21 protein-coding genes, 1 tRNA gene and 1 pseudogene are annotated in these 25,237 nt (G+C 67.5%); 13 read left to right on the forward strand and 10 right to left on the reverse strand.

All coding sequences use genetic code 11. From position 1 onward, the window contains the following. Window positions 1–3: 3 nt before the first annotated feature. The 3 genes from ACOKM3_RS08410 to ACOKM3_RS08420 are packed head-to-tail and all read left to right on the forward strand — an operon-like array spanning window position 4 to window position 2,324. A complete protein-coding gene (locus ACOKM3_RS08410) occupies window positions 4–1,089 on the forward strand; it encodes a Rieske 2Fe-2S domain-containing protein (protein ID WP_426898499.1) in 1,086 nt (361 codons plus the stop codon). A 35-nt stretch (window positions 1,090–1,124) separates the two neighbouring features. Then, window positions 1,125–1,325 (forward strand): hypothetical protein, encoded by a 201-nt coding sequence (locus ACOKM3_RS08415; RefSeq protein ID WP_426898500.1) that lies wholly within the window; start codon window positions 1,125–1,127, stop codon window positions 1,323–1,325. Window positions 1,326–1,352: 27 nt separating this feature from the next. After that, entirely contained in the window at window positions 1,353–2,324 is a 972-nt protein-coding gene (locus ACOKM3_RS08420) for a PDR/VanB family oxidoreductase (protein WP_426898502.1), read from the forward strand. Between the two features lie 376 nt (window positions 2,325–2,700). On the opposite strand, the gene ACOKM3_RS08425 is transcribed toward ACOKM3_RS08420, so the two are convergent. The 4 genes from ACOKM3_RS08425 to ACOKM3_RS08440 all read right to left on the reverse strand — a co-directional run bounded on the left by ACOKM3_RS08425 (window position 2,701) and on the right by ACOKM3_RS08440 (window position 5,656). Beyond that, window positions 2,701–3,573 carry a GNAT family N-acetyltransferase gene (locus ACOKM3_RS08425; RefSeq protein WP_426898504.1) on the reverse strand — a complete coding sequence of 291 codons (873 nt, stop codon included), beginning with the start codon at window positions 3,571–3,573 and terminating at the stop codon, window positions 2,701–2,703. A gap of 95 nt (window positions 3,574–3,668) precedes the next feature. Continuing rightward, the gene (locus ACOKM3_RS08430) at window positions 3,669–3,872 is read right to left on the reverse strand and encodes a hypothetical protein (RefSeq protein WP_426898506.1); all 204 of its coding nucleotides are present in this window, start codon (window positions 3,870–3,872) and stop codon (window positions 3,669–3,671) included. Beyond that, window positions 3,869–4,996: a radical SAM protein gene (locus ACOKM3_RS08435; protein ID WP_426898508.1), complete on the reverse strand. Its 1,128-nt coding sequence runs from the start codon at window positions 4,994–4,996 to the stop codon at window positions 3,869–3,871. Before ACOKM3_RS08435 ends, ACOKM3_RS08430 begins: the two co-directional genes overlap by 4 nt. A 132-nt stretch (window positions 4,997–5,128) precedes the next feature. After that, a complete protein-coding gene (locus ACOKM3_RS08440; RefSeq protein ID WP_426898510.1) occupies window positions 5,129–5,656 on the reverse strand; it encodes an ATP-binding protein in 528 nt (175 codons plus the stop codon). A gap of 487 nt (window positions 5,657–6,143) precedes the next feature. Between ACOKM3_RS08440 and ACOKM3_RS08445 the strand changes: the two genes are divergently transcribed. The 3 genes from ACOKM3_RS08445 to ACOKM3_RS08455 are packed head-to-tail and all read left to right on the forward strand — an operon-like array spanning window position 6,144 to window position 8,305. Beyond that, window positions 6,144–7,259 carry a helix-turn-helix domain-containing protein gene (locus ACOKM3_RS08445; protein ID WP_426898512.1) on the forward strand — a complete coding sequence of 372 codons (1,116 nt, stop codon included), beginning with the start codon at window positions 6,144–6,146 and terminating at the stop codon, window positions 7,257–7,259. A gap of 12 nt (window positions 7,260–7,271) precedes the next feature. Beyond that, entirely contained in the window at window positions 7,272–7,859 is a 588-nt protein-coding gene (locus ACOKM3_RS08450; protein ID WP_426898513.1) for an HD domain-containing protein, read from the forward strand. Beyond that, complete coding sequence (locus ACOKM3_RS08455) at window positions 7,856–8,305, forward strand: NUDIX hydrolase (protein ID WP_426898515.1); 450 nt, start codon at window positions 7,856–7,858, stop codon at window positions 8,303–8,305. Before ACOKM3_RS08450 ends, ACOKM3_RS08455 begins: the two co-directional genes overlap by 4 nt. A gap of 60 nt (window positions 8,306–8,365) precedes the next feature. On the opposite strand, the gene ACOKM3_RS08460 is transcribed toward ACOKM3_RS08455, so the two are convergent. Continuing rightward, window positions 8,366–9,418: a LacI family DNA-binding transcriptional regulator gene (locus ACOKM3_RS08460; RefSeq protein ID WP_426898517.1), complete on the reverse strand. Its 1,053-nt coding sequence runs from the start codon at window positions 9,416–9,418 to the stop codon at window positions 8,366–8,368. 179 nt (window positions 9,419–9,597) lie between these two features. Between ACOKM3_RS08460 and ACOKM3_RS08465 the strand changes: the two genes are divergently transcribed. Together ACOKM3_RS08465 and ACOKM3_RS08470 are read left to right on the forward strand one after the other, a co-directional pair. Next, complete coding sequence (locus tag ACOKM3_RS08465; RefSeq protein WP_426898519.1) at window positions 9,598–11,082, forward strand: argininosuccinate lyase; 1,485 nt, start codon at window positions 9,598–9,600, stop codon at window positions 11,080–11,082. Between the two features lie 87 nt (window positions 11,083–11,169). Beyond that, the gene (locus tag ACOKM3_RS08470; protein ID WP_426898520.1) at window positions 11,170–12,489 is read left to right on the forward strand and encodes an MFS transporter; all 1,320 of its coding nucleotides are present in this window, start codon (window positions 11,170–11,172) and stop codon (window positions 12,487–12,489) included. A gap of 392 nt (window positions 12,490–12,881) precedes the next feature. Here ACOKM3_RS08470 and ACOKM3_RS08475 read toward each other — a convergent pair whose 3' ends face one another. Beyond that, complete coding sequence (locus ACOKM3_RS08475) at window positions 12,882–13,310, reverse strand: DUF6281 family protein (RefSeq protein WP_426898522.1); 429 nt, start codon at window positions 13,308–13,310, stop codon at window positions 12,882–12,884. Window positions 13,311–14,004: 694 nt separating this feature from the next. Further along, a tRNA-Pro gene (locus ACOKM3_RS08480) sits at window positions 14,005–14,086 on the reverse strand. Window positions 14,087–14,414: 328 nt separating this feature from the next. Between ACOKM3_RS08480 and ACOKM3_RS08485 the strand changes: the two are divergent. Then, window positions 14,415–14,510, forward strand: a pseudogene (locus ACOKM3_RS08485) (IS5/IS1182 family transposase); the annotation flags it as partial. Between the two features lie 27 nt (window positions 14,511–14,537). Here the strand turns inward: ACOKM3_RS08485 and ACOKM3_RS08490 are convergent. Continuing rightward, the gene (locus tag ACOKM3_RS08490) at window positions 14,538–17,819 is read right to left on the reverse strand and encodes a hypothetical protein (RefSeq protein WP_426898524.1); all 3,282 of its coding nucleotides are present in this window, start codon (window positions 17,817–17,819) and stop codon (window positions 14,538–14,540) included. Between the two features lie 534 nt (window positions 17,820–18,353). Here ACOKM3_RS08490 and ACOKM3_RS08495 point away from each other — a divergent pair. The 3 genes from ACOKM3_RS08495 to ACOKM3_RS08505 all read left to right on the forward strand — a co-directional run bounded on the left by ACOKM3_RS08495 (window position 18,354) and on the right by ACOKM3_RS08505 (window position 22,349). After that, the gene (locus ACOKM3_RS08495; protein WP_426898526.1) at window positions 18,354–19,574 is read left to right on the forward strand and encodes a hypothetical protein; all 1,221 of its coding nucleotides are present in this window, start codon (window positions 18,354–18,356) and stop codon (window positions 19,572–19,574) included. 568 nt (window positions 19,575–20,142) lie between these two features. Next, window positions 20,143–20,490 (forward strand): hypothetical protein, encoded by a 348-nt coding sequence (locus ACOKM3_RS08500; protein ID WP_426898528.1) that lies wholly within the window; start codon window positions 20,143–20,145, stop codon window positions 20,488–20,490. Window positions 20,491–20,522: 32 nt separating this feature from the next. After that, complete coding sequence (locus ACOKM3_RS08505; protein ID WP_426898531.1) at window positions 20,523–22,349, forward strand: TerD family protein; 1,827 nt, start codon at window positions 20,523–20,525, stop codon at window positions 22,347–22,349. 146 nt (window positions 22,350–22,495) lie between these two features. Here the strand turns inward: ACOKM3_RS08505 and ACOKM3_RS08510 are convergent, their stop codons facing one another. Beyond that, window positions 22,496–22,645, reverse strand: a complete 150-nt coding sequence (locus ACOKM3_RS08510) for a hypothetical protein (protein WP_426898533.1) — start codon at window positions 22,643–22,645, stop codon at window positions 22,496–22,498. Between the two features lie 339 nt (window positions 22,646–22,984). Then, window positions 22,985–23,383, reverse strand: coding sequence for a hypothetical protein (locus tag ACOKM3_RS08515; protein WP_426898535.1), 399 nt, complete (start codon window positions 23,381–23,383; stop codon window positions 22,985–22,987). A 113-nt stretch (window positions 23,384–23,496) separates the two neighbouring features. Here ACOKM3_RS08515 and ACOKM3_RS08520 point away from each other — a divergent pair, with 113 nt between their 5' ends. After that, a complete protein-coding gene (locus ACOKM3_RS08520; protein ID WP_426898537.1) occupies window positions 23,497–25,218 on the forward strand; it encodes a nucleic acid/nucleotide deaminase domain-containing protein in 1,722 nt (573 codons plus the stop codon). The last annotated feature ends 19 nt before the right edge of the window (window positions 25,219–25,237 follow it).

Below are 25,237 nucleotides of genomic sequence, written 5' to 3' on the forward strand. Positions count from 1 at the left end.
GTCATGACCGCTTTCGTACGCAACCAGTGGTACGTCGCCGCCTACGGCAGTGAGGTGGGTCGCGAACTCCTCGGCCGCACGATTCTCGGCGAGCCCATCGTCTTCTACCGCACCGAGGAATCGAGCGAGGTCGTCGCCCTCGCCGACCGCTGCGTGCACCGGCGCTTCCCGCTGTCGAAGAGCCACCTCGACGGCGACCGGGTGGTGTGCGGCTACCACGGCTTCACGTATGACACCACGGGCGGCTGCGTCTACGTCCCCGGCCAGAAGCGTGTTCCCCGCACCGCGCGGGTCAGCTCGTACAAGGTGGTCGAGCAGGACTCCTTCGTGTGGATCTGGATCGGCGATCCGGACCTCGCCGACCCGACCGCGATCCCCCGCGCCCGCCACCTGGTCGACCCCGCATGGACCACCGTCAGCGGCATGGAGCCCATCGACGGTGACTACGGCCTGCTGGTCGACAACCTGATGGACCTCTCGCACGAGACGTATCTGCACGGCGGCTACATCGGCACCCCCGAGGTCGCGGAGACACCCATCACCACCGAGGTCGACGACGAGGCCGGCATCGTCCGCGTCAACCGTCACATGGACGACGCCGAGTGCCCGCCGTTCTATGCCCGTTCCACCGGTATCGAGGGACGGATCAGCCGCTGGCAGGACATCGAGTACCACGCCCCCTGCCTGTATCTGCTGCACAGCCGGATCGCCCCGGTGGGCGCCCCCGGCCCTGGCCCGAACGGCGAGGACGGCCACGCCTTCCACACCGAGATCACGTATGCGATCACCCCCTCCTCGGAGGGCAAGGTCCACGACTTCTGGGCCGTCTCACGTGACTTCGCCCTGAACGACGACGAAGTCACCACCTTCATGCGGGACTTCAACCACACCGTGGTGATGCAGGACGTCGACGCGCTCAACCTGCTCCAGAAGACCCTGGACACCGAGCCCGACGGCTACCAGGAACTCAGCATCAACATCGACACCGGCGGCCTCGCCGCCCGCCGGATCCTGGCCCGCCTTGCGGAGCAGGGTGCCGGGGAGGCGGAGCAGCAGGGTGCCGGACAGTCCGTGGCCGCGACCCGATGAAGCCCCTCCACCCCCCGATACTCACCGGTGACAGCGTGTACCGCATTCACTGGGTGCTCGGCACCGACCGCCTGCTCGCTGTCTGTCACTGCGGCGCCGAGCAGGAATTCGAAGACCCCGTACTCCTGTGGAACTGGCTGCTCGGACACCCCGTAGGACATCGGCAAGGGCCGGACCCGGCCGCCCTGCCCGCACCTGCCTCCGATCCCCGGTATCTCGACAGCTCCCTCGCCTGACGGCGCCGGTCCAGAAAGAGAACGATCATGACCACCACGACACCCCCGCGTCCCGAGGTCGAACTCGACCTGACGCTGACCCGCAAGGAGCCCCTCGCCGAGGGCGTTCTTCGGCTGACCTTCGTACATCCCTCGGGTCTGCAACTTCCCGCCTGGGAGCCGGGCGCGCACATTGACCTCGTGCTCGGCCCCGACCTCGTGCGGCAGTACTCGCTGTGCGGTGACCCGGACGATACGTCCGTCCTGCAGGTCGCGGTGCTGCGCGAAGCAGCCGGGCGAGGCGGCTCCGTCCACGTGCACGACACCCTGGCCGAGGGTGACACGGTGCGCGTCCGGGGCCCACGCAACCATTTCGCGCTGGCCGACGCGGATCGCTATGTCTTCATCGCCGGCGGCATCGGCATCACCCCGATCCTCCCGATGATCGCCGAAGCCGAGCGACGGCAGGCGGACTGGCGCCTCGTGTACGGCGGCCGCACCCGCGGATCCATGGCCTTCGCACGACAGTTGGCCGAGGAACATCCCGACCGGGTGGAGATCTGCCCGCAGGACGAGCGCGGCCACATCGACCTGGACGCGGCAATCGGGACCCCGCAGCAGAACACCGCGGTGTACTGCTGCGGCCCCGAGCCACTGCTCAACGCCGTGGAACAGCAGTGCACTTCGTGGCCTGAGGGCGCTCTGCACATCGAGCGCTTCGTGCCGAAGGCCCGGGACGACGACGCCCCGGCAACCTCGTTCGAGGTCGAACTGACAGCCTCCGCCAAGACACTCACCGTGCCGGCCGACCGATCCATCCTGGAGGTCGTCGAGGAGGCCGGGGTCCCCGTGCTCTCCTCCTGTCAGGAAGGCACGTGCGGCAGCTGCGAGACCGCGGTTCTGGCGGGCCGTCCCGACCACCGGGACTCCCTGCTCAGCGAGAAGGAACGCGCGTCCGGGGACGTCATGTTCATCTGCGTCTCCCGCAGTCACTCCCGCCGGCTGGTCCTTGACCTATGAACCCACTACGTGGCGGCAGGACAGGGGTCCCGGCCCCTGGGATCGGTGCTGCACTTCGAGGGCCGCGCCAGTGCCGAAGGTACTGAACATGTGCGGCCGGTCGATCTGTTGGTCTTGGTCGATGGGATCCTGATCGTGTCAGCACAAGCGCCGGTACTCACTCATCTGCGAGCCTCCGGCAAAGCGAGCCGTAGCGCCCGGTGTTCTTCACACCGCGCGGGATCGCCGACGCACTGCTCGCGCGTCTGAACGTGGTGGTCGAGGTCGTGGTACCGGGTAGCCGTGTCGACGCACTGCGTGCAGGCCCGAAGAGTAACCGGCGTCAGCCGTCGCTCACCAGGTCCGCTGCGCTGGTCCGTTGCCGGACCAACGCAGCTCACACCGACATCTGATTGACGAAGCCGAGGGACTGCAGCCCCTCGGTGATGCACAGCCGGTCAGACGCGCCGCCCACCTCAGTCTGCAGCAGCTGATACTCGGCGCCCTGTTGATGCCCCCACTGCATCGCGGCCCGCCACAAGGCCCGGCCGTAGCCATGGCCGCGGTACTGCGGCAGCACACCGAAGTACTGCGGCAGCAGACGCAACGCACCCGTCGCGTCGGCCATGGTCTCCATCGGCCCGATGGCCCCGGCCACGCAACTGTCGTGCAGCACGGTGAGGACCGGACCGACCGCACCACCCCGCATCTGCTCGTGGAGGAACGCAAAGCCGTCCGCCGCCATTTCCTCGGCGAACACATCGAATCCGGCCTCGTCGGTCAGCTCCTTGGAGTCCCGCACAGGCACTTGGGGTGTCGCACTGGGGCCGGCGGTGAAGTCCTTGAGCTGCACGCGAGTGCTCCCACTCTGGGTGCGGCTCTCGGGCTCGTCGGGGCCGTTGAACCAGACCACCCGGGCCTTGGATGCACCGTGGAGGGGGGCGAGCTTGCCCGCGAGGTCGGCGCCGGCGGTCAGGCTGCTGGGCTCGGTCCCGTAGACGTGGACCTTCACCGTGCCGGTGCCGCGCTCCAGAAGCGTGGGCATCAGGGTGTGGTGCGCGTTGTGCACGATGTCGTCGACCAGGAGGCGTTCGGTCTTGGTCTCGGACCAGCGGCGGTCCTTGTCGTAGGGGAGGAACCGGCCGGTTCCTGCGGCCTCGACGACGGCCTCGAAGAGGTCGGGGATCGGGTCCTGCGGTCGTACGGGGCCCAGTGTCGGCACGTACGGGACAGGCATCACGGGGTCGATCCAGCCCCAGTCGAAGTGCATGTCTGCACGTTACTCAGTGGGCACACGTGTCGCAGGCCCTGACGGGCTTGCCGTCAGGGCCTGTTCACTCACGACCGGTTCACGCGCTGATCAGGTCAGTGCGGGTTGTCGTCTCCCGCGTTGCACGAGCACTTGGCGCTGTCCATCAGCTCGTCCAGATCCGCGACGGCCGTGACCGCGGTGACCTGGAGAGTGGGGGCCAGGACGGGGCGTGTGAAGTAAGGCGGCTCGCCGGACTGGGTCGGTGAGCCGTCCGGGAGCGGGCGCCTCGGGGAGATCTCCACTGCTACTGCGGTCATGCGTTCACCCTCGCTTTCTTCTGTCCGTGCTGGCAGTAGCTCGCCAGCGGAGCCTTCGCCTCCTGGTAGTGCTTGGCCAGGGGCCTGCAGACGGTGCAAGAGCCGGACAGACTGCAGCCGCTGCAGCCTCCGGTGCGAAGCATCAGGCGGTCCGCGATCGCGCCCAGCCGGGCAAGGCCCTCGATCCCCTCGTGGGGGAGGCTGATCTGGTCGTCGCGGCCGATCTTGCAGATGGACACCAGGCCGTGCGGGTCCATGTGGAAGAAGGTGTGTCCGGCGTTGCAGCCGGTGAACTGCTTGCGCAGCCGCAGGTGCTCTTTCGACTGCGCGCCGAGCACCTCACCGCCGCCGTAGATGGTCGGCGTCATGTTCGTGTAGACCTCGCAGTCCACGCCCCAGGAGGTGCACAGGTCGACCATCGCCTGTTCCTCGTGGGCGTTGTCGTCCGTGACGATGACGCTGACGCGCAGCGGCAGCCGCGCCGAGCGGGCGGCGTTCATGCCCTGCACGAACAGATCCCAGGCGCCCTCGCGCTGCGTCAACTCGTCGTAGCTGGCCTTCGTCGCCCCGTACATGGAGACGGTGACCCGGTAGGGCGGGCACTCCTTGAACAGGTTGAGGAGGTTCGCCCGCCACAGCAGGGACCCGTTGGTCGACAGAGTGAGCATCATGCCCAGCTCGTAGGCCTTGCGCCAGGACCGCATGAAGTCCTTGTCCAGGGTGGGCTCGCCGCCGGTGACCTGGAGCCACAGCACTCCGGCCTGCGCCATCAGCTCAAGGCAGTGCCGCTTGCTGGGCCAGTCCATGCCCGACTGCACCTTCAAGCCCAAATAGCAGTGCTTGCAGGCGTAGTTGCAGCCGAGGTTGACCTCCCAACTCGCCTTCGAATAGCCCCACGGCGACGGCTCCCGCACGAGCAGGACGTCACCGGCCGGGTGGTCGGACACGTCGAGGTCGGGCCACTGTCCACGGACGACCTCCGTGAGCCAGCCCGGAACGGGCTTGGAGGACTCGAGTAAGCGGAGCTGCTCGTAGTTCTCCTCAGGCAGCAGGGCACCGCCTCGGTGGCCAGGTCGTACGAGAACGTGCTGTTCCAGGAACGGGCTCACGATCAGAGAGTGCATCGGTGGGGTCCTTCCGCTAGAAGTGCCCGCGGCGACGATGCGGCAGGGTGCTGCATGCCGGAGGCAGGTGTCAGGCAGCAGGCCTGAGGCCCTTGGCGACGAAGTGAGAACGAACGTTGTCCGTGGCGCCAGTCATCGCGCAAACGCGCCGTATCCAAGGGCGCCCATCGCGATCAACAGAACGGCGAGGTAGACGGCCTGAGCCGAGGCGGTGTGCCATATCGGGATGGCCCCATTCAGCGATTCTGGGGCTGCTTCGGGCTCTACCTCGGCCCAGACGCGCTTGCCCCACCGGAACCTGTCGACGCCCCACTGCGCGGCCATCGCCTCCACCAGGAACAGTCCTCGTCCGTGTTCTTCGAACTCGTCTGCGTCGACGGTGACCAACACCGACGTCGAGGCGAGATCGACGACTGCTACGCGTACTCGGGTGTCGGCAACGCGGGTGACGGTCACGCGGATCGAGTGGCCCTTGGCGTGATGGACCGCGTTGGTCACCAGTTCACTCACCACCAACGTGGCCGTGTCGGTGACCTCGTTCAGCCCCCAGGCCTCAAGGGCGCGCCGAACGATTTCGCGGGCCGGTCCGGCAGACTGCGCTTCACGAGGGAAGACGTCGGTGAACAACTGAGAGTCTTCGGATGTGGTGACGTCCCGCATCACAGGCCCTCCCCCTGATTGCCGGCAGCGATGACCGGCCCGCCGTCCAGCACCTGTGCAGGGAAGGCCCCGACGTCACGCTTGGTCCGGCGGATGGGGAGCGCGGTGGACAGCTGCCCGCGACGCGGGAATGTCGCCCCGTCCTGGGTCCAATCCCATCGGGAGTGCGCGGTATCGGGGGCGGGAGGCAGGAGCCGCAGTCCATCAGCACCCGCGCGCTCCTCGCCGGTCACCACCACCTGAACGCCAGGTTCCGATCCGGGTCTGGTTACAGCATGTGGGGTCACCGCTCGGCCTCCCCGGTGGAGAGCATCAGCCGATCGACAGACCCGCTTCGGATGGATCCATACAGAACAAAGCCCACGGCCGACGGCCTCCCTCTAATCTCGTTTCTGGGGATGACATCGACGGTATGGAGTCGGCGCAGCCTCTTTAAGTGACTGTGGGTACAGGTGACTTGCTGTCCAAAGCACCGGGAAGGGCCTCCATGCGGCCAAGCCTTCACCGAACCCCGACCGGCGGTACGGGTTCGGCTTCACGAGCACGAACAGGCCTGATCAGCGGGTACGTCTTACGGGTCATCCGAGAGCAGCTGGGCTACACACAGGAGGAGGCCGCGGGACATCTACGGGTCAGCGTCGACACCATCGCCGGCTGGGAGACCGGGCGGCGTCCGCTCCCCTCCGTGCCCGTCGGGCAGATGCTCACGACCCGGTCGCGTCTCATGCAAATGGGCACGCCGCCTGCGCTCCTGCAGGCACTCGAGCGGGGCCTGGAAGCCGATGTTCTCCTGGCGAGTGTCCTCGAAGAACAGGACCCCGGCGACGAGAGCCCGCTCGGCGTCATGGTGATGCAGCGGGACCTGGCCGAGGTTCTCGCATGGCCACTCAACGGCGTGCCACCCGGCCCAGTGCGCACACTGCCACCCCCGCCCCGCTCACGGCGCGGGCCGACCCCAGCCGGGCCCGAACTGACCTCGTCAGAGCGCACCCGCTTCTTCGGCGTGATGCGAGATACCGCAGAGCAGGCCCGCGGTGAGGGCGAGTTCCTTCTGCGTCGTCAGGCGCTCTACCTCTCCGGATACGACGACGCAGCCGACAGCGCGGACTGGCTCGCGCATCAGCAGCGCACCGAGCGGCCTGGCGACTGGCTCACCTCGTGGCTCAACGAACGTTCCGTCGCCGCCGTCGCGGCCCGGCACGGCGACCGCGACCGCCTGGCCCACTTCATCGACCACGTACTCCTGGACGACGATGCCGGCGAGTCCGCCAACCTCTCCTACTGGGCCTACTGGGTCGGCGAAATGACAACACCTCAGCTCAGCGACGACTTCATCGCCGACGGATCCCCTCAGCCGTGGCCAGGGGACAAGCTCCTGACACATCTGGTCGGCGGGCTCTCGCCCATACACGGGTACGTGGCCCTGAACATCCACACCCTGTGGTCCCTTATCCAGATCCGCCCCAACCTCCTGCGATCCGGCGCCGCTTCCCGCGCCCTTCGCGACAAGCTGCCAGTGATGTTGGATAGCCATGCGCTCTCCGCGCGCGGTCAACGCGAGCTGGAGAGCATCCGGTACGCGATCCGCCTCGCCGAGGCGTGAGAGGAGCCCACGGTGGCCGACGACGACCTGACCCCGGTGGCACGATTCCTGTACGAGGCAGGAACGCTCAAGAACACCAAACGCACCGGCTGGTGGATGGGCGGCGTCAAGGACCCGGAGTCCGTCGCCGAACACTCCTGGCGGGTCGCCGTGATCGCCTCGATCATCGCCAAACTCGAAGGCGCCGACCCCGCACAGGCCGCCTACCTCGCCGTCTGGCACGACACCGGCGAAACCCGCACCGGGGACGTCAACCACCTCGGCAAGAAATACACCGGCGGCGCCGAAGCCAACCCGCGCGACATCGCCGACGACCAAGTCCAAGGCTTCCCGGCAGGCTTGGCCGACGCCGTACGCGACCTGATCGGCGAGTACGAGGACAAGACATCACCCGAGGCCCTCTGCGCCCGGGACGCCGACAAGCTGGAGTGCATGATCCAGGGCATCGAGTACCGCGACCAGGGCTACACCAACATGCAGCGCTGGATCGACAACTCCCGCGGACGGATCACCACCCAGTCCGGCCAGGGCCTCGCCGACGCCGTACTCAAGACCGGCTCACTGGACTGGTTCCGGGCCGCACTCGGCGAGAAGTCATGAACGATGCACCCGCCTGCGACGCCTCCGTCGTCGCAGCCCTCGACGACACCGGCAAGGTCGCTATCCTCAGCGCCCCGTTCCCTGACCACGGCGGCGACTTTCTGTTCCTTCCCGGAGGACGACGCGAGGACGGTGAGGACGCCCTCACCTGCGCCAAGCGTGAACTCAAGGAGGAGGCCGGTGTCACCGCATCGTCCTGGACCTCTCTGGGCAACTACGCCATGACGCTGGCCTCAACCGCCCGCATCCACCTCCTCCTCGCCCAGAACCTGACCCTCGGACCACAGGAACTCACCGACAACGAGCAGGACTTCAAACTCGACTGGTGGCCGCTCCACTCCGCCCTCGACGCAGCTGAGCGCGGACGCTTTCTGCTCCCAGCAGGCCCGCTCGCGCTCCTCCTCACGGCGAGGCGCGAGGGCGCGACGCCACCGCAGCCCTTGTGACTCCACCCGGCCCTGGGCGTCAATTGCTGCTGCCGCCGAGGCGACCGTGCCGCGCAGTGGTCAGCGCGTGGTCAGGGGCGTCGTCCCGGCCGCGAGTTCGTCCGCCGGGATCTCCCCGGAGCCGCGGGCGACGAGGCGGCTGGGCAGGGTCAACACCCTTGGCGCGAGGCCCGGTTCGGCAAGGCGGCTCACTGCCAGGCGCGCGGCCTGACGGCCGACGTCCTGGGGGTCACGGACGATCGCCGAGATGCCGAGCCCCGCGGACACTTCCGTCTCGTCGAAGCCGATGAAGGCGAACGGAGCGGCGCCGGCCAGCCGTTCGAGGAGGACGCCGGTGCTGATGCCCAGGTTGAGGGCAAGGATCGCGGTCGGCGGATGGGGCAGGCGCAACATGGCTCGCAGCGCGGTGCGGGCCTGCTCCGAGGTCGCCAGTTCGCTCACCACGAGCTTCGGGTCCTCCTCGACGGCCCCGCTGCCGGTCAGGCCTCGGCGGAACCCGTCGAGCCGCCGGCGCGCGGGGAAGGTGGCACTGCGGCCGGCGAGCGCGGCGATGCGGCGGTGCCCGAGGCCGATCAGCCGCTCCGTGGCCTCCTGGACGGCTGCGTCGTCGTCCGTGGTCACCAGGTCGGCGGAGAGTTCACCGGTCTGGCGGCCCACCATGACCACCGGCGTGCCGAAGGTGTGGTCCGGGGTCAGGTGGTCGCGTGCGTCGCTGTCCGGCATGACCAGCAGTGCACTGACCCGGCGGTCGATCAGGGCGCGGACCACCTCTGGCTCGCGGGCGGGGTCCTCGTCGGTCGATGCGATGATCATTTGGAGTCCGGCGCGGCGCAGTTCACGCTCGGCGCCGGCGGCGACACCAGCCTGAAAGACGTTGGTGAAGCCGCTGGTCACCAGGCCGACCGCGCCGTCGCGCCGGCCGTCGCGCAGCCCTTGGGCCATGGGGTTGGGGGTGTAGCCGAGCTCTTTGACCGCCGCCATGACACGATCCCGGGTGGCTTCCTCGACGCGCGGCGAGTGCTGCAGCGTGCGCGTGACGGTGGCCGTGCTCACTCCCGCCGCTCGCGCGACCTCTCGCAGGGTGACCCTCCGCGCTGCGCGCTCGTCCGGCATGTCTCTCCTCCTGGCGCGGCGGTCGTGCGTCCGCCCGGCCTGCTCACGGTCACCTGCGGGTGCCCCCAATGTAAACGTTGACATGGAGGTGCCGGTATCCAATACTCCGCGTGTCAACGTTTACATGGCCATGTTGACGTTTACATATCGGCAATGGCGCCATGGAGGGAGCAGAAATCGTGAGTCCCACCCTCACTGAAGCCCGGCTCGGCAGCGGACCCGCCCGAGGTCTCGTCGACCACGTGAACGCCGTCGAGCTGGACGACGAGACCGCGGCCGTCGCGCACTACATCCGCATGGATCTGGCCCACACCCTGATGCTCACTCAGGAGGGCATCTTCCGCGAGCAGCAGGGCGCGGCCATCGCTGCGGCCCTGCTTCGGCTGCTCGACACGGACCCCAGGACGGTCCTGGCCGGGGACCCCGCGATCGGCACGCTCGGCCTGCAGATCGAGCGCTACCTCGAAGAGCAGTGCGGCCCGTCCGGCCTCGACATACAACGCGCGCGCAGCCGGATCGACCAGAAGTCCACCGGCATCCGCCTGGCCGACCGCGAGGCCCTGCTGCACACCATGGACGCCATGCTGCGCCTGGGCGAGGCCCTGCTGGCCGCCGCCGAGCGCCACGACGCGGTCCTCGCCCCCGGCTACACACACCTTCAGCACGCCCAACCGACCACACTGGGCCACTACTTCAACGCCCAGTACTGGCCGGTGTCGCGCGCGCTGGACCGGACGATCGACGCCCTGCGCCGGCTCGACGAGTGCCCGCTGGGCGGGGCGGCGCACAGCGGCACGTCGTGGCCGATCAACAGAGAGACCACGGCCTCCTACCTCGGCTTCGCCCGGCCCGTGCGCAACGCCCGGGACGCCGGGCTGTCCGCACAGGACGGCGGCGCCGAGATCGCGGCCGTGCTCGGCCTGTCCCTGGCCGGTGCGGCCCGCTGCGCGTCTGACCTCTTTTACTGGTCCAGTTCCGAAGTCGGCCTGGTCAGGCTCTCTTCCGCACTGTGCGGGACGTCGAGCATGATGCCGCAGAAGCGCAACCCCATCGTCCTGGAGCGGATCCGGGGACTGGCCGGTGAGGCCGCGGGCTGGACCGCGAGCCAGCTGGGCACGCTGCACTCCGCCACGTCCACCGACGCCGACCAGGCTTATGTCCACAACCGCATCCCCGGGTACTGCCGGGAGAGCGCCGGTGCGTTCGACCTCCTCGCCGAGGCCGTCACGACCCTCGAAATCGACGAGGAGGCACTGCGCGCCTCGGCGGGACGCCACTGGTCCACCGCCAGCGCACTCGCCGACGACCTGGTCCGCACCCGCGGGCTGAGCTTCCGGCAGGCCCACGAGACGGTCGCCCGGTACATCGCCGCTCAGGAGACGAACGCCTCGGCGGGCCCGCTGGATCCGGCGTCGGCACCCGGAGAGCTGGCCGATTACGCCCCCGAGGACCTGGCACGGATTCTCGATGCGGCCGCCTTCGTGGAGACCCGCACCAGCCAGGGCGGCACATCGGCGGCACGCCGCAAGGAACTGGCCCACGAAGCCGAACTCGACCTGGACCAGCACCGCCGCGTTGGCGCCGAACTGCACGCCAGGCTGGCGCAGGCGGACGCCCGGCTGCTGCGGGACGCTGTCGCGCTCGCGGCCACGCAGCGCGCCTGAGCACCGGTTCCCCTCACCACTCGCGAGATCCCGAACCCTGTCCCGCCCTTCCCGCCCTGCCCACCCTGACGACAACGGAGTCGCCCCATGACTTCTCCACACGCCGCCACTCCGGAAGCGGACGCCCACCGGCCGCCCGCCGAGGGTATGCCGGAACGGTCCCTCCGGCTCACCGGCCAGCCGGTCGGCACCACCTTCATCAGCCTGTACGTCCTCGCCATCATCGGCCTGTGGCTGGCCGTGCTCCCGCCCACCGCCGTCGCCCTGTCGCTGCGCGTCGCCGAACTGGACCCCGAGCACAAGAGCTCCTCTCTGGCCCTGGTCACCGGCGTGGGCGCGATCTTCGCCCTGGTGGCCAACCCCGTCTGCGGAAGGCTCAGCGACGCCTCGGCCTCGCGCTTCGGACGGCGCCGGCCGTTCATGGTCGGCGGCATCCTGATCGCCACCCTCGCCCTGGTCGTGGTCGGCACCGCGCCGAACATCCCCACCATGCTGGCGGGTTGGTGCGTCCTGCAGATCGGTGTCAACGCCGCGCTCGCCGCGCTGATCGCGGTGCTGCCCGACCGCATTCCCGAACACCGGCGCGGCCGCGTTTCCGGGCTGATGGGCATGACCAACCAGGTGGCCACGGTCGCCGGCACGTTCCTGATCCAGCTCACCGGCACGCACGGCCTGGGAATGTTCCTGGTCCCGGCCCTCATCGGCGTCGTCCTGGTCGTCGTCTTCGCCTGGTATCTGCGCGAGGTGCCGCAGAGCCGCGCGGAACGCCGCCCACTGTCCTGGGCGGATATCCCGCGCAGCATGTGGATCAACCCTCTGCGGCACACCGACTTCGCCTGGGCGTTCGTCAGCCGCTTCCTGGTGTGGACCGGCAAGGCGTTCTTCCTGACGTACAAGACGTACTTCCTGATGGACCACCTGGGATACACCGCCGACGACGCGGCGCGCATCCTCAGCTGGACGATGCTCCTGCTCGGCATTGCCATCGTGGTGGGCAGCAATGTCGCCGGCTGGCTGTCCGACCTGCTGGGGCGCCGCAAGATCTTCATCGGCGTCGCGGCGCTGCTGTTCGCCGCCGGCATGGTCGTGATCGCCTTCAGCAACTCGGTGACCGGCTTCCTCGTCGGTGTGGGCGTCGCCGGGATCGGACAAGGCATCTACGTCGGCATCGACTACGCACTGGTCGCCTCCGTCCTCCCGGACAGCAAGAGCGAAGCTGCCAAGGGGATGGGCTTGTTCAACATCGCCAACGCCCTGCCGCAGAGCGTCGCCCCGGCCGTCGCCCCCGTCTTCCTCGCCATCGGAGGAGCGGGTGGTGAGGACAACTACACGGCTCTGTATCTGGCTGCAGCGGCCTTTGCCCTCCTCGGGGCCGTCGCCGTCCGGTTCGTCCGCGGCGCGCGCTGAACGCCGTACGGATGATGTCACGATGCGGCCGACCCAGACGTCGGCCGCATGGCGCTCATCGCGCACCTGCACCTTCCACCACACCGGGCCACGCATGAGCTTGTCGGTGCCATCGTCGCGTTCGGTGCAGATGCAGCACTTGGGTCTGCCGCACCCCCATCGAGTACGAACTACTCTCCGAGAACGACACCATCCCGGCTGCCGGCTAGTCACCGAACCTGGAGCCTAAATGGTGGGGGCGGGTCAACCCGTCACCTACATCAGCAGCAGCCCCATCAACCGCCTCAAGCAGTGGCGCGGCATCGCGACCCGTTACGAGAAGTCCGCCACCATCTACCTGGCCGGACTCCACGTCACAGGCGTCTTGCTCTGGTCCACACGCTGCTCCAACCCTAGCCTCGTGTAAGGGTCTTGACCTCCGGAGGCAAGCTGCCACCGGGCTGGACGGCAAGGAGCATGACCTTGTCCGAGGTGTACCGAATCGCAATGGCGATACGCGGATTCAAGCCGTCGACGGAATAGGCCGTGGTCGGTTCGGGCCCTGCGGCATCGCCGTCGTTTGGTGTGTCATCGCAGGGCGGGAACTCGGCGGGGCCGAGTGCTTCGCCAACGGTGAAGTCGACATTGGCCACCTGCGTGTAGGTGCGGCCCTCGTACTTGGCAGCGATCGCACATAGCCCTGCGGCCTCCCCGCCACCACCCTGCGCCGCACAGCCGGTCGTCAGCGCGGCCACGACCATAACCATGCCCGAGTACCACGGCAGCCGCCGCGACCGCGTCGACATGGCGGCGTTGCGCCGGCTTGAGCAGCTGATACGCATCAGTGAGCTCCTTCTGGAACGTGCGCGCTCCGTCCCACCGGGTACCGCTGACGCATGGGGAGTTCGGACTCCGGGCGCGGCTCCCGACCATTCATGACCATGACGGAGCTCGAGGCGAACTGGTTCGCTCCGCTTTGGATGGCCAGCCCTTCTCGCATGATCCAAACGAGATCCCTTAGCTGGAACCCAAGCCCGCCGTGGGAGCGGACGCCGTAGCGACACCGCCCTCCTCAGGGCGCACAACATGCGCAAAGCTCGCCCAACCGCTCCCACCCGCGTTCAACCTCTCGATGCAGCCCCCAACGACCACCACCGAAAAGCCGCATACCGCCCGCCCGGAATCGGAACTGGGGTCAAAATTTCGCATGGCCCCATAACCCGGATTCCAGCCATGGTGTCGCCGCTCCCGACCCCACTCCCACTGGGAGCGACCCCCACCAGCGCGAAGAGCGCAAGCCCTTACCCGGAAAGCCACCCATAGGACGGGGAGCCGCCGGTCACAAACCGGGCTCGGATGTGAACACGCGCGCAAGGAATCGAATATGTGCGCATCGGCCCGAGTGGGAGCAAACAGGTAAGGGGACAGTGGGAGCCCGCTCCCACTCGCCGCGCTCCCACTGGGAGCGCGGGAGCAACAGAAAAAGGGCCGTTCGAAAACGGCCCTTCACCTGCGACGTTCGATCGTTCGAACTTGTCGGGACGACAGGATTTGAACCTGCGACCCCTTGACCCCCAGTCAAGTGCAGCCGCTCCCAGGCGAGTTCTTGAACGCCCCATTGGGCCGTTGCGAGATGCTCGTGGCGCCTGAGTGGAAGTTCACCGAACTACGCGCCCATCGTTCACAGTTTGACGCTTTTGACAGAGGTTACTGGCTACTTCCTACGGTACGCGCCTTTAGCGAGCCGTCAATTCCCGTCTCGTTCGGCAAGCGCCATGAACTGTCGACCGGCATCGCAATCACTAGACACCGCTGCCGCACGCCAGGCGCTGTTGTCTGACGCTGCGAGCTGTAGGACGCCCTGGAGCACCCGTCCGGCCTCCACTGACTACACCGTCCACGCAGGCTTCCCGCCCGCAGCTGTCACTCAAAGCTGCAGCAGCCCCAAGCACCACAAGGCCCTGGCCACCCGCTACGACAAACGCGCCCGCCACTACCAAGCCATGGTCACCCTCGCCTGCCTACGACTCTGGCTCCCCTGACATTGCGGACACGACCTGGGATTTGTTCTACCGGACTCGCACCAGGACGCGGACACTGTGCCGGGGGTCCTTGCCGAGACGGTCGAGAAGTTCCGCGACTGCCGGTGGAGCGTTGGGGCCTGCATGAGCTGTCGCCGCTTCGGCCAGAGTACGGCGTACTCGGACGCTCGGGTCTGCGGCAAGACGTGCCGTGGTGTCGGCAAAGCACTGGGGCTGCTGCGTACACAGAACTGCGCTGAGCTGCCGAGCCGTGACATGGCTGTGGTCGGCCAGAGCTCGGGCGTCGATGTCACCTGTGACGTCGCGTGGGAGGCTGTTGAGTGTCAGGGCTGCTTCCTGGACATCATGGGCATCGTCGCTGCGTAGGAGTCCAACTGCTTGGTCTTTGACCCATTCCTGCTCGTCCGCTGTTGTCGCTGAGGCAGCGGCCAGGCGCAGTCCGGGGCCGCGCAGCGACGCGGATCCCAGGTTGATCTGCAGGGCACTGAGGGGGTGGGCCTGGCCCGTGAACTCGTCGAGTCGGCTTCCGTCGCGCGTGCCGAGGGCGAAGGGCTGACTCGCACGGAAGGTGGTGCCCTTGGCCTCCGGTTCCTGGTCGACAACGAGATTGCGGGCGCCGATCAAAGCGTCCTGTCGGTTGGACGCTGACTCTCGTCGATCACTCGCCACGGCAAGGAGCTTGTCCAGGCAGGCTCGCTGATCATCGGAGGCGAGGTGACAGACCATGGCCGAGTCGGGAACCATCGTGCTGCCTAGAGACGTGGAGTTGGGCTCCGGCTCAGGACGGCTCAGGATGCGATCCCGTGCCGTCCTGGCGCGCTCCTGCACGTCGGAATGGCCGGGGTTGAGGGCAGCCTGGATCACCTTGGACAGGTAGTGTTCCCGCTTGACGAGCTCGTCGGCCCGCTTGCGCAGGGTGTTCTGTTCGTCATCGCTCAGCGGGCTGCAGGAGGCGGTACCGGCAGTCGAGCTGTCGCCCTGCGGCCAGGCGCCCAGCAGGCGCAGCGTCTGATCCTCTAGAAGGACGTTCAGAGCTTTGTCGGTGTGGACGTCGGCGAGATCGAACAGCCTGGTGAGGGCACGCATGGCGAGTTCGGGGTGTGCCATGGCGATGGCCACGCATGCGGTCGCATGCTCGTCGTCGGTGTAACTGTACTGATGGGGTCGGCGGGGGACGTCGGAGCTGAGCAGGTCCAGTAGTGCTGCGGCCTGTTCAGGTGAGCTGCGCGAGGCGAGTGCGCAGGCGCTCTTCGCGGCCTGAACGGTCAGGGATCGTGTAGGCGAATCGACGAGTTCGCCAGCCCTGCCGCGTACGGCCAGGTCCAGCATCTCCTCGAACAGCTCGTGGGCTGCCGCGTCCTCGCCCAGGTCGGCTTGTGCCGCAATGAGGGCTGCACGTGAACGCAGGACCCACCATGGCTGGCTCGCACCGGGCACCAGTGGAAGCAGTTCATCTCCCATGTCCTTGGTGAGCTGTTCGAGCTTCTTGCTGCTTCCGGCGCGCTGGTAGTAGGCCGCGGCCAGGGCGGGTTCGCTGTGGTCGCGGTAGAGGTCCGCGAGGACCGTCAGGGCGTCGCTCTCGTCCGCCCAGCTTCCGGTGACCACGCTGTCGGCCAGCCAGCGGCGGGCCGCCAAGACCGCCTCGGTGGGCTTGCCCCTCACCAGCGCCGACATCGCCTGTGCTCTGGGGTCCCGGATGCGGTCCAACAGGCGAACGGTGCCCGTCGTGCGCAGCGCCTGGGCAAGGCGGTGCTCGTCGTCGATCTCGGTCGCCCATGGTCCGTACCGTGCGTTGGCCGCGCGGATGGCGTAAAGCCAGTCGGCGGCCTCTTCGGCAAGTTCCGCGTGGATGCCGTCTTGGACGGCATCCCTCCAGTTCTCCACGGCTTCCTCTGCCCGGCCTTCGAGGGCGCAGCGTCGCGCCTCGCGCGCGCTGACGAGTGCTGCATGCCGGCCCTTCATCCGGTGCCGTCTGGCCTCGCGGAGCAACTCCTGGCGTTGCACGATGTCGTATTCGGCTCGCAGCAGACGCAGGCGCACAACAATGTCCTGCGTCTGTTCCGTTACCGGCTGGTCTTTTGCCTGTGCGAGGGCGGCGCTGACTAGGCCGTCGAGTTGCTCGAGCGTATGGGGCTCGGTGGCGAGCCGGTACTCGGCAAGCATGAGAACCAGAAGCGGCCGGTAGTCGGGAGCGCGTTCGTCGTCGGCTTCCAGGGCGGGGGCCAGACGGCTCATGGTCAAAGGGTGCGCGATGTCCTGGGCGGCCGCGTTGATGAGGGCGGCGTGACGTGCCGTGACCGAAGCCTCAGGCGTGCCGGAGCTGGCCGCATCACGGGCGAACTGCTCCACCTGGTGGGCCAGGATCCGTGCCTGACCGCTGTCTCCGTGGTGCAGTGCGGCTGCGGCAAGTTCGGCCGCCAAGCCGGCTGCCTCGTCGAACAGACCGCCCTCTTGGAGCGCCTCGAGCTGCTTTCTCCGCAAGACGGTGGCATGTCCCCGGTACCCGGCGACGTGCAGCCGGTGCGCCAAGTCTCCGTAGAGCCTGGCTGATTCCGCCGGTGCCTCGGACCTCTTGCTGTCCGCGGCCCGCAGGATCGGCGCCACATCGTCGGTGTTGAGGGGCCCGATGAGGATTCTCTCGGCCTGCTCCTGCCGGTCGGGCGGTGGAGCCGGCACCCCTGGCAACGGCGCGCCCGTGCAGAAGTCGGCCGCCGTCTCCCGCGTCCAGAACTGAGCGACGATGTCGCCGCAGTAGCGCAGGTTCTGGTTGATCTGCTCGGCCCCCCACAGGTCCAAGTCGAGATCAGGATATTGGAGCTGAAGAGCGGCCAGCTCGTCGGCCAGCTGCGTGGCCTCGGTGGAGGCAGAAGTCGCCACGATCAGACGGCCGGCACCGAAGGGACGCCGCCCGACGGCGAACTTCTCGACCGCCTTGCGCAAGTCCCCGGCGGTGAACGCCGTGTAGTCCTTGCACTGGACGACCGTGTAGTCACCGGTCGGCTCCCGACCAGCCAGGTCGATGCCGTGCTGCGCTTGCCCCTGGACTCCGTAACGCCGAAAGCGGATGTCTCGCAGGCCCAGAACACGGCGGGCCAAGGCCAGCATCAGCTTCTCGAAACGGTCCCAGCCAAGATGCAGATCCAGATCCTCCCCCGCCGGCGTACGCCCCGGGGAACCGGCCGGAGGAGGAGTGCGCAGGTTCGGATCTCCCACACATGGCGCCCAGACGTCCGTGGCCGGTCCGCGATCACCGTTGGTGCCTTCAGAATTTCGCAGCGTGCCGGATTCGGAGAGGTTCGGCTGTGTCACGACTGCATCATCCCACCCGGCACTGACAACGCCCGGGACACGGACAGGCGCGCGAAAGCGTACGACGATACGGAAGCGCACGATCAGGCGCTGATAGCTCAGAGATAGGACGTGGATGCTGGTTCCAGCCGGCGTGTTGAAACGTGGCCTCATCCTCGCTGGTGCGACCCGCAGCACAGCGACACTTGCTTCAGCTCCGGGGCCGACGTTCAGCGAGCGGACGAGTTCGAACGGCACGCTGCGCGCACTCTGCGCACAGCCTCGCAGGAGTACGCCGCTTTCAGGAGCCCTACGCCGGAAGGCCGCCATCCGCATCGATGCGGTGGGCGAGTTGGTCGGCATGGGTTTCCAGGAGTGGTCAGTCCGCCACCAAGCAGGCCCGGAGGCTTGCGAAGCAGGGCCAAGGTGAACCCGCCGAGCAGGATGTGGCGGTTGGTGCAGAGAATCGTGCCGGACCATCTACAGACCTGAGTCGCGCGCGTTTACGCTGATCCCTTCTTTCACAGGGCAGGAATCCAGGGGGGATCTGCTGTCATGAACGTCGGTGAGCGTGTTCTCGGCGTGAAGGTCGTGAAGACCTACCCACCCCGTGGCAACACTCAGCTCGTCCGGCTGGAGGTAGTCACGTCCTTCACCTGTTCGCGGTGTGTGCAGACGAAGAAGGCGCGTCTCGTCGCGGTACACAACAAGCGTCTGCTGTGCAATGGCTGTTACGGGCGACTGGAGGCGTCCTCCCCTCAGGAGGAGCAGCGGTCACGACAGGATGAGCAGGCTCCGGCTCCCCACGAGGAAGAACTCGCCCAGGTCGTCGTCGAGGAACTCGACAGCGGGCTGCCCTACTCGGTGGTCAACACCGGCCTCACGGTCGAGTGGAAGTTCTACGTCCGTGCCGAGCACCTCCTGCACGGCACCTGCCCGGTGCCGACCGCTATGGCCGACCGAGCCGCCCCTCAGGAACCTCTCGACCTGACCTTTCTGCGCGGGCGCCACCGCATCAAGGAGCTGGACCGGCAGAAGGGCATCAGGCTCGACACCGGCGGCGCCGACCCGCTGCTGACCGGGCTCGAATGGCAGCCGTTCGTCCTTCCGGGGACGCGGGTGTCGGTGCGCTGGGACATGTGGAGGCAGCTGCGGCTGTCGTACACGCCTCTGGACACCCCCGTCGTATTCGGTGGCACGGTGGTCCGCTACGTCCACGACCCGAGGATCATGACGCGTGAGCTGGCGGCGTTCGACGCCCGGGTGGACAGGGTCGAGGAACTCGTGCTGATCACACTGCGCGAACTCGGTTACCTCGACGAGAAGGGCCGGGCGCTGCTGCCACGGCCAGCGCTGGTCCGGAACACGGTGGAGCGGGCGCAGCCGGAACGACCGCCGAGGAAGAAGATCGACGGGGCGATAGAACGCCTCCTCTCGCGCGGCTTGCTCTCCTGGCACGAAGGCAGCGTGAACCGGGCCGGCATGCTGCACTACCCGGCGCGGCGAGGAGAGAGGACAGTTCCACTGCTGTGCTACGCGCCAGCCCTGCGAGCGGCGGACCGCGAGGATCTGCGCCATGCGGAACCGGAGGTGGCCTACAGTTTGGCCGCTCACCGGGTTGCCGGGCATCTGATGCGGATCGGCCACCTCGGCAAGGAGGCCAGTGCGGAGGCCCGTGCTGCATATCGAGACGATCACCAGCGGGCCGGTCTGGCCGGTCCGCACGAGCTGCCACGCGGGTTCACCTACGTGCAGGAGCACGAGCGGGGCTTCTAGGCCGTTTCAGATGGCTCTTGGACGGTGTCGCGGAGCCAGATGACGACTGCTGCGACGGTGTGGGTGCCGGAAACTCGGTTACCGCTCCTGACCTGGGCCTTGCGGTCGAGGCTAGGCAGGGCGAGATTCTGTCGCATAGCTCTGCGACTGCTGTACCTGACCTTCCTGAAGACTCTGGGACGGATAGCGCTGCCGACACAATCAGAGGCTTCAAAGAACTCGGAGATTCTCGTGCTGCGACACCAACTCGCACGGCCGAAGCTCTCGTGGGCGGACCGGGCGGTGATCGCGGGGCTAGCACGACTGCTACCCAAAGCCCTGCGAGAGCACGTGTTCGTCACCCCGCACACGCTGCTGCGTTGGCACTCCGACCTGGTCAAGCGCCTCTGGACCTACAAACAACGAAGGCCAGGCCCTCCGCCGGACCGGCCCAGCCTACGGAAGCTGGTTCTGCACATGGCCGCGCAGAACCCGCACTGGGGGTACCGCAGAATCGCCGGTGAACCGACCAGCCCGGGCCTGCGCCTGCCGAAAATGTCATCCATGCAGATCAGGAACGTCATCGACGGTGCGGCAGGATGATTTCGTGTCGCTCCGTCCCGCCTACCTGACCATCACCAACCTGTTCTCCGCACTGCGATTGCTACCAATAAACGATCGCGACAAGGACACGGAGATCCTCGCCTTACGCCGCCAGACCACCGTCCCGGAACGACAACTCGGCACGGACCGAACCAAGTTCACACCCGCGGACCGGGCGTTCCTCGCTGCTCTGCTGATCCCCCTGCCACGCCAGGCCCTGCGTCACCTCTGGTTACTGGTCCGATCCGACACCGTACTGCGTCGGCACCACCACCTGATCTGGCAGCGCCACGAACACAATTGCAATATGAAGACAAAAGTGCATGAAGGTTGAAGGTGCCGTGTATGCCCGTTCATCCTTGCCGCATGAGTCTCGCCTCGCCCTCCTTCGACCTCACCCCCATGGACGGCTACGCCCACGACTGGGCCCTCGTCGACGTGGAGACCTCCGGACTGATACCCCGGCGCGACCGGGTGCTGTCGGTCGCCGTGGTCACCATCGGCCGGGACGGCGAACAGACCGGGGAGTTCTCCACACTTCTCGATCCGGGGTGTGATCCGGGGCCGGTCGATGTGCACGGGCTGACCACCGAGCGGCTGCGCGGCGCGCCCACCTTCGACCAGGTGGCCGGGCGCATCGGCGCGATGCTGCAGAACCGTGTTCTGGTCGCCCACAACGCGCAGTTCGACTACGACTTCCTCGCCTACGAGTTCGCCCGGGCCCGCATGTGGCTGCCGGTCTCGCAGCGGCTGTGCACCCTCGCCCTGAACCGGCAGGTGGACCCACCGACAGCCGACATGAAGCTGGGCACCCTGGCCGCCCACTACGGCGTACCGCAGCGGCACGCGCACGACGCTCTGGACGACACGCGAGTCCTGGCCGGAATCCTGCGAGCGTCGCTGCAAGAGGCGGCCCGGCTCGCACTGCAGTTGCCCCTCGTGAACTGCCCGCCCCGTGCCGAGTCCCAGTTCACACCCACGCCGCCCAAGACGCCCTGCGCCTACCGCAACCCCGGCCGGCTGGCTCCGGGCTCACCGCTGAGGCAGGGGATGAAAGTCGCGATCACCGGGGAAACCGTTTGTGCGCGGGCCGAGTTGATCGGCCGAGGCGTTGCCGCCGGACTCAACATGATGGGCTCGGTCAGCCACCACACCAGCGTCCTGGTCAGCAACGAGCCCACGACCGAATCGGCGAAGGCACGGCGGGCCGCCGCCGAAGGGGTGCCCGTCATCGACGAGGACGCCTTCCTCCAGCTGCTCAGCGGCGTAGAAGCCGGAGCGGGGCATCAGGCGCCAGCACCGGCACCGGCCATCCCTGCCCCGCGCCAGACCGAGCCCGCCCCCATCGGGTCGGGTGCAACGCCCCTGTCAGGGCGCCGCGTCCTCGTCCTGGGCGGCACACACACCGAGGCAGCCTGCGCGCGCAACCTCGTCGTCGAACTCGGCGGCTCCGCCGCGGTCAATCTCTCGCGCAGCGTCACGGACGTCGTCGTCCTCCCCGGCGGGGAGAACGACCGCCGTATGCCCCGCATCGCGGAACTGGGGCTTTCGGTGCACGACGAGCGCTGGCTCGTCGATCCGGCCGTGACCGCCACCGTCCCCCACCCCGGCGCCGATGTCGAGGTGGCCGCAGACAGGACAGCGGAGACGCCTGTCGGCGCCGCGGCACCCCATGTCCTTCCCCGCGGCGGCGTCATCGACCTGCCCACCCGCACGTCGCCGTGGCATGTCACCGCGTCCTGGGCACCTTGGGAACACGGTGAGGTCGATGTCGTCGCCTTCGTACTCGACGAGGACGAACAGGTCACCTTCGACGAGGACTTTGTGTTCTACGGCGCCCCGGAGAACCCCGGCGGCACCGTCCACCTGCTCACCAACGGCCCGGCCGAACAGACCGTCACCGTCGACGTCGCTTCCCTGCCCCCGTCCTCACACCGGGTGGTGATCGCCGCGGCCATCGACGGCGGCGTGTCCTTCGGCGACGTCGGCGCCGTCCAAGTCGCCGCGGCACCCGGCGACAGCGCCGCCCTCCTGACACGCGCGACACTGGACGCCGCCACCAGCGAGCGCACACTGGTCCTGGCCGAGCTCTACCGCCGCGGCCCACTCTGGCGTTTCCGCGCCGTCGGACAGGGCTACGACCACGGACTCGACACCCTCGCGCGCGGCTACGGAGTCGACATCGCCGACTGACCCCGCCGCATCAGACCAGAGCGCCTACGACGCCTATCGGCCCGCGACGCAAGGCAGAGCTGCGGCCGTCAAGCGACCCCACCAGCAGCTGCCGTGGCGGCTTGTGCGGTAGCGCCGCCAGGAATGCCCGATCTCTCAGGGATGAACTACATCTTTTCCTTGCCGAGTTGGCGCTGCAGCACTGTGATCTGATGACGCGGGGCGAGGATCTCTACCTCATCCCGGTTACTCATCGGCAGCAGGCGCAGCATGGCCAACGCGTTCGTCACACCCCGGCAGATCAGCCGCTGCAGCACAGTCGATCATCCTGCCGCATGGTCGGCAGTCGCGTGAGAGCGCCCACTCCAGCGACCGCGGCCGTCATCCGCGATACCCCAGCACACCCACTCCCACCAGGGCGGACGAGATATTCGGCAAGGCCATGGCTTCGGGTGGGCGAGCATCAGGTTGACGATCGCACTCGGCTGATCCGTCATGGCTCTGGCCATCGACCAGTTGACGTAGACCTCGCGGACGGCCGCAGGGGGGGCGTTCTGTCGCAGCGCGTCGTCGTAGTCGCCAAAAAGTGGTGTACGCGCATTGAGCGGCAGGCAGTCGGACCACCCCTGGGTCTCGAGCCTATGCGTGGCTGCCGACTACGAACGCCTCAGGTCGTGCACCGCGCCTCTGGGGGTTCGGCCGAAGTCTGCAGTGCGTGGCGACTCAGCCTCGTCCGCCTGGCGTTGCTCTGCCGCCCAGGCGTTGAAGCGGTCCGCGTTCTTCTGCTCTTCCTCGGGCGCCAGCGCCTTGGCCGCCTGGAACGCCTCGCTCACCCGTGCACCGACCGCGTCCATGTAGACGTCGGAGAGCACAGCTTCGCGCAAGCCGAGGTCTCCGGAGAGCACACCACTCGCCATCTCCCGAACGGTGTCATCGACCTTCGGGTTGGATGCCAGAGCGCGCATCGCACGCAGAACCTCCTGCGCGCGCTCCGGCGACTCGACGTCCTCCAGGTCCGCGGGGTCGACCTCGCGCTTCCCCTGACTCGCCGTCACCAGCTGTCCCCCTCTCGCCCGTCTACCTGCTCTGCGACTGCATCACTGTATGCGTCTACCTCGTAGGCGTCTCACTCCCGCCCGTCTTTGCCCTCGCCACCCTCTACTACCGTATGTTCGATCAACAAACGTACGAACGGGGGAAGCTGATGGGCATCACCCTGCCGGGCTGGGCAGACGAGGCCTTGGACATCATCGGTGTTTCGTGGCCGAACGTTGACGAGGACGACTACCGCGAAATGGCCGCTGCCATGCGGGAGTTCGCTGATGCGGTCGACAGCGGAGCCATGGATGCCCACCAGTTGCTGAACGACCTGATCGGCAACAGCGAGGGCGCGGCCGTCGAAGCCCTGTCTGCCCACTGGTCCAAGGTCATGGGAACCCACCTGGCGAACCTCGGCGAGGCAGGTCGGCTGACCGGCACGGCGCTGGACGCGGTGGCCGTTCTGATCGAGGGCGCGAAGATCGCCGCGATCGTCCAACTCGGCATCCTCGCCGCAGAGATCGCCTCCGCCGCTGCGGCAGCGCCTTTCACTCTCGGCCTGTCCACCCTGGGTGGTCTGGCCGGGACGGTGGCCACACGCACTGCGGTGAAACGCATCTTCAAGGAGGTGTGCGAGCAAATCGCCGAGCAGATCGTGAACACAGCCATGGGGCCGGTCTACGAGGCACTTGGCTCAATGGTCGGCGATCTCGCCATCCAGGCGGCCGGCAACGCCATGGGCACGCAAAAGGGCATCAGCGCCTCCCAGACCGCCAATGCCGGGAAGGACAGCTTCAACGCGGGCGTGGACTCGGCCAAGCAGTCCGGCTCTATGCAACTCCTCAGCGCCGAAGGCTCCTCCGGCGGAGGCGCGTCGGGTGGATCAGGCGGCGGTTCGGGCAAGTTCAGTATCGACCTGGACGCCTTCGACTCGGCCGGCTCCAAGCTCAAGAACATCGGCGCCGACCTTGGCTCCTCCAATGACCGCAAACTCGGCCGCGCCCGAAATGCCCACGGCCGCACCCGCGGCAAGGACGCTCTCGCAGACGCCGCCAACGCCGGCCTGGACACCGTCATGGACGGCATCCAGAAGGGTGCCAAGCGCCTGGCCAGCCACCTTGACGACACCATGCCCCGCGGCTTGAAGAGGATGGCCACCAATCACCGAGAGAACGACAAGAATGTCGCCCTGTCACTGGACGAGCTCGGAAAACGGGGCGACAAGACCCCCATGTATCTCATGTCGGACAACGGGTCCATCCAGCGGCTGCACAGCAGCGGAAAGACCTCCGAACTGACGCAGGACGACCATGCACGCCTGGGGCTCGACAGCGCATCCATCGGACGCCCGAAGCCGGGGGAACGGAATGCCAGCCTCAAGACCAAGGCCGAGGGAAAGACGGATCCACGTCAACGATCCGATTCCCAGCAGGTCGCCCTCGGAAGCACCGACCTCTCACGCGCCACCCAACTCGCACGGCACGCAGGAAAGAGTTACGGCGGCCACAAGAAGAACGGCGACTTCCAGAGCAACAACTACGCCGCGGCACGCGTTTCGGGAAGCGATGGTGCCGGCGATTTCGTGCTGGTCGCACGAAGCAATGGCTTCCGGCATTCGGAGCGAATGATAGGAACCCCTTTCCTGCGGCAAGGAGACGGGGACCGAATAAGCGAGATGTACACGGAACGAGCCCCATGCGCAACCGGCGCGAATTGCAGTTCATGGATAGCCGAAAGATTCCCGAACACGAACGTCTCCCACAGCGTCGAATACGGAGCCACCAAGGAATCTCGGGCTGCAGGAAATGCCGCCATGGAGAACTATCTTGACCAGCTCCGTTCAAAGAGATAAGATCATGCGGTCACGGATG

This window comes from Streptomyces nidicola (assembly GCF_050106155.1).
Taxonomy (GTDB): Bacteria; Actinomycetota; Actinomycetes; order Streptomycetales; family Streptomycetaceae; genus Streptomyces.

Coding starts and splice junctions, on each gene's coding strand:
- ACOKM3_RS08410 (WP_426898499.1), top strand. CDS start 4: ATGACCGCTTTCGTACGCAACCAGTGGTACGTCGCCGCCTACGGCAGT.
- ACOKM3_RS08420 (WP_426898502.1), top strand. CDS start 1,353: ATGACCACCACGACACCCCCGCGTCCCGAGGTCGAACTCGACCTGACG.
- ACOKM3_RS08425 (WP_426898504.1), bottom strand. CDS start 3,573: ATGCACTTCGACTGGGGCTGGATCGACCCCGTGATGCCTGTCCCGTAC.
- ACOKM3_RS08430 (WP_426898506.1), bottom strand. CDS start 3,872: ATGACCGCAGTAGCAGTGGAGATCTCCCCGAGGCGCCCGCTCCCGGAC.
- ACOKM3_RS08435 (WP_426898508.1), bottom strand. CDS start 4,996: ATGCACTCTCTGATCGTGAGCCCGTTCCTGGAACAGCACGTTCTCGTA.
- ACOKM3_RS08440 (WP_426898510.1), bottom strand. CDS start 5,656: ATGCGGGACGTCACCACATCCGAAGACTCTCAGTTGTTCACCGACGTC.
- ACOKM3_RS08445 (WP_426898512.1), top strand. CDS start 6,144: ATGCGGCCAAGCCTTCACCGAACCCCGACCGGCGGTACGGGTTCGGCT.
- ACOKM3_RS08455 (WP_426898515.1), top strand. CDS start 7,856: ATGAACGATGCACCCGCCTGCGACGCCTCCGTCGTCGCAGCCCTCGAC.
- ACOKM3_RS08460 (WP_426898517.1), bottom strand. CDS start 9,418: ATGCCGGACGAGCGCGCAGCGCGGAGGGTCACCCTGCGAGAGGTCGCG.
- ACOKM3_RS08470 (WP_426898520.1), top strand. CDS start 11,170: ATGACTTCTCCACACGCCGCCACTCCGGAAGCGGACGCCCACCGGCCG.
- ACOKM3_RS08475 (WP_426898522.1), bottom strand. CDS start 13,310: ATGCGTATCAGCTGCTCAAGCCGGCGCAACGCCGCCATGTCGACGCGG.
- ACOKM3_RS08495 (WP_426898526.1), top strand. CDS start 18,354: ATGAACGTCGGTGAGCGTGTTCTCGGCGTGAAGGTCGTGAAGACCTAC.
- ACOKM3_RS08505 (WP_426898531.1), top strand. CDS start 20,523: ATGAGTCTCGCCTCGCCCTCCTTCGACCTCACCCCCATGGACGGCTAC.
- ACOKM3_RS08520 (WP_426898537.1), top strand. CDS start 23,497: ATGTTCGATCAACAAACGTACGAACGGGGGAAGCTGATGGGCATCACC.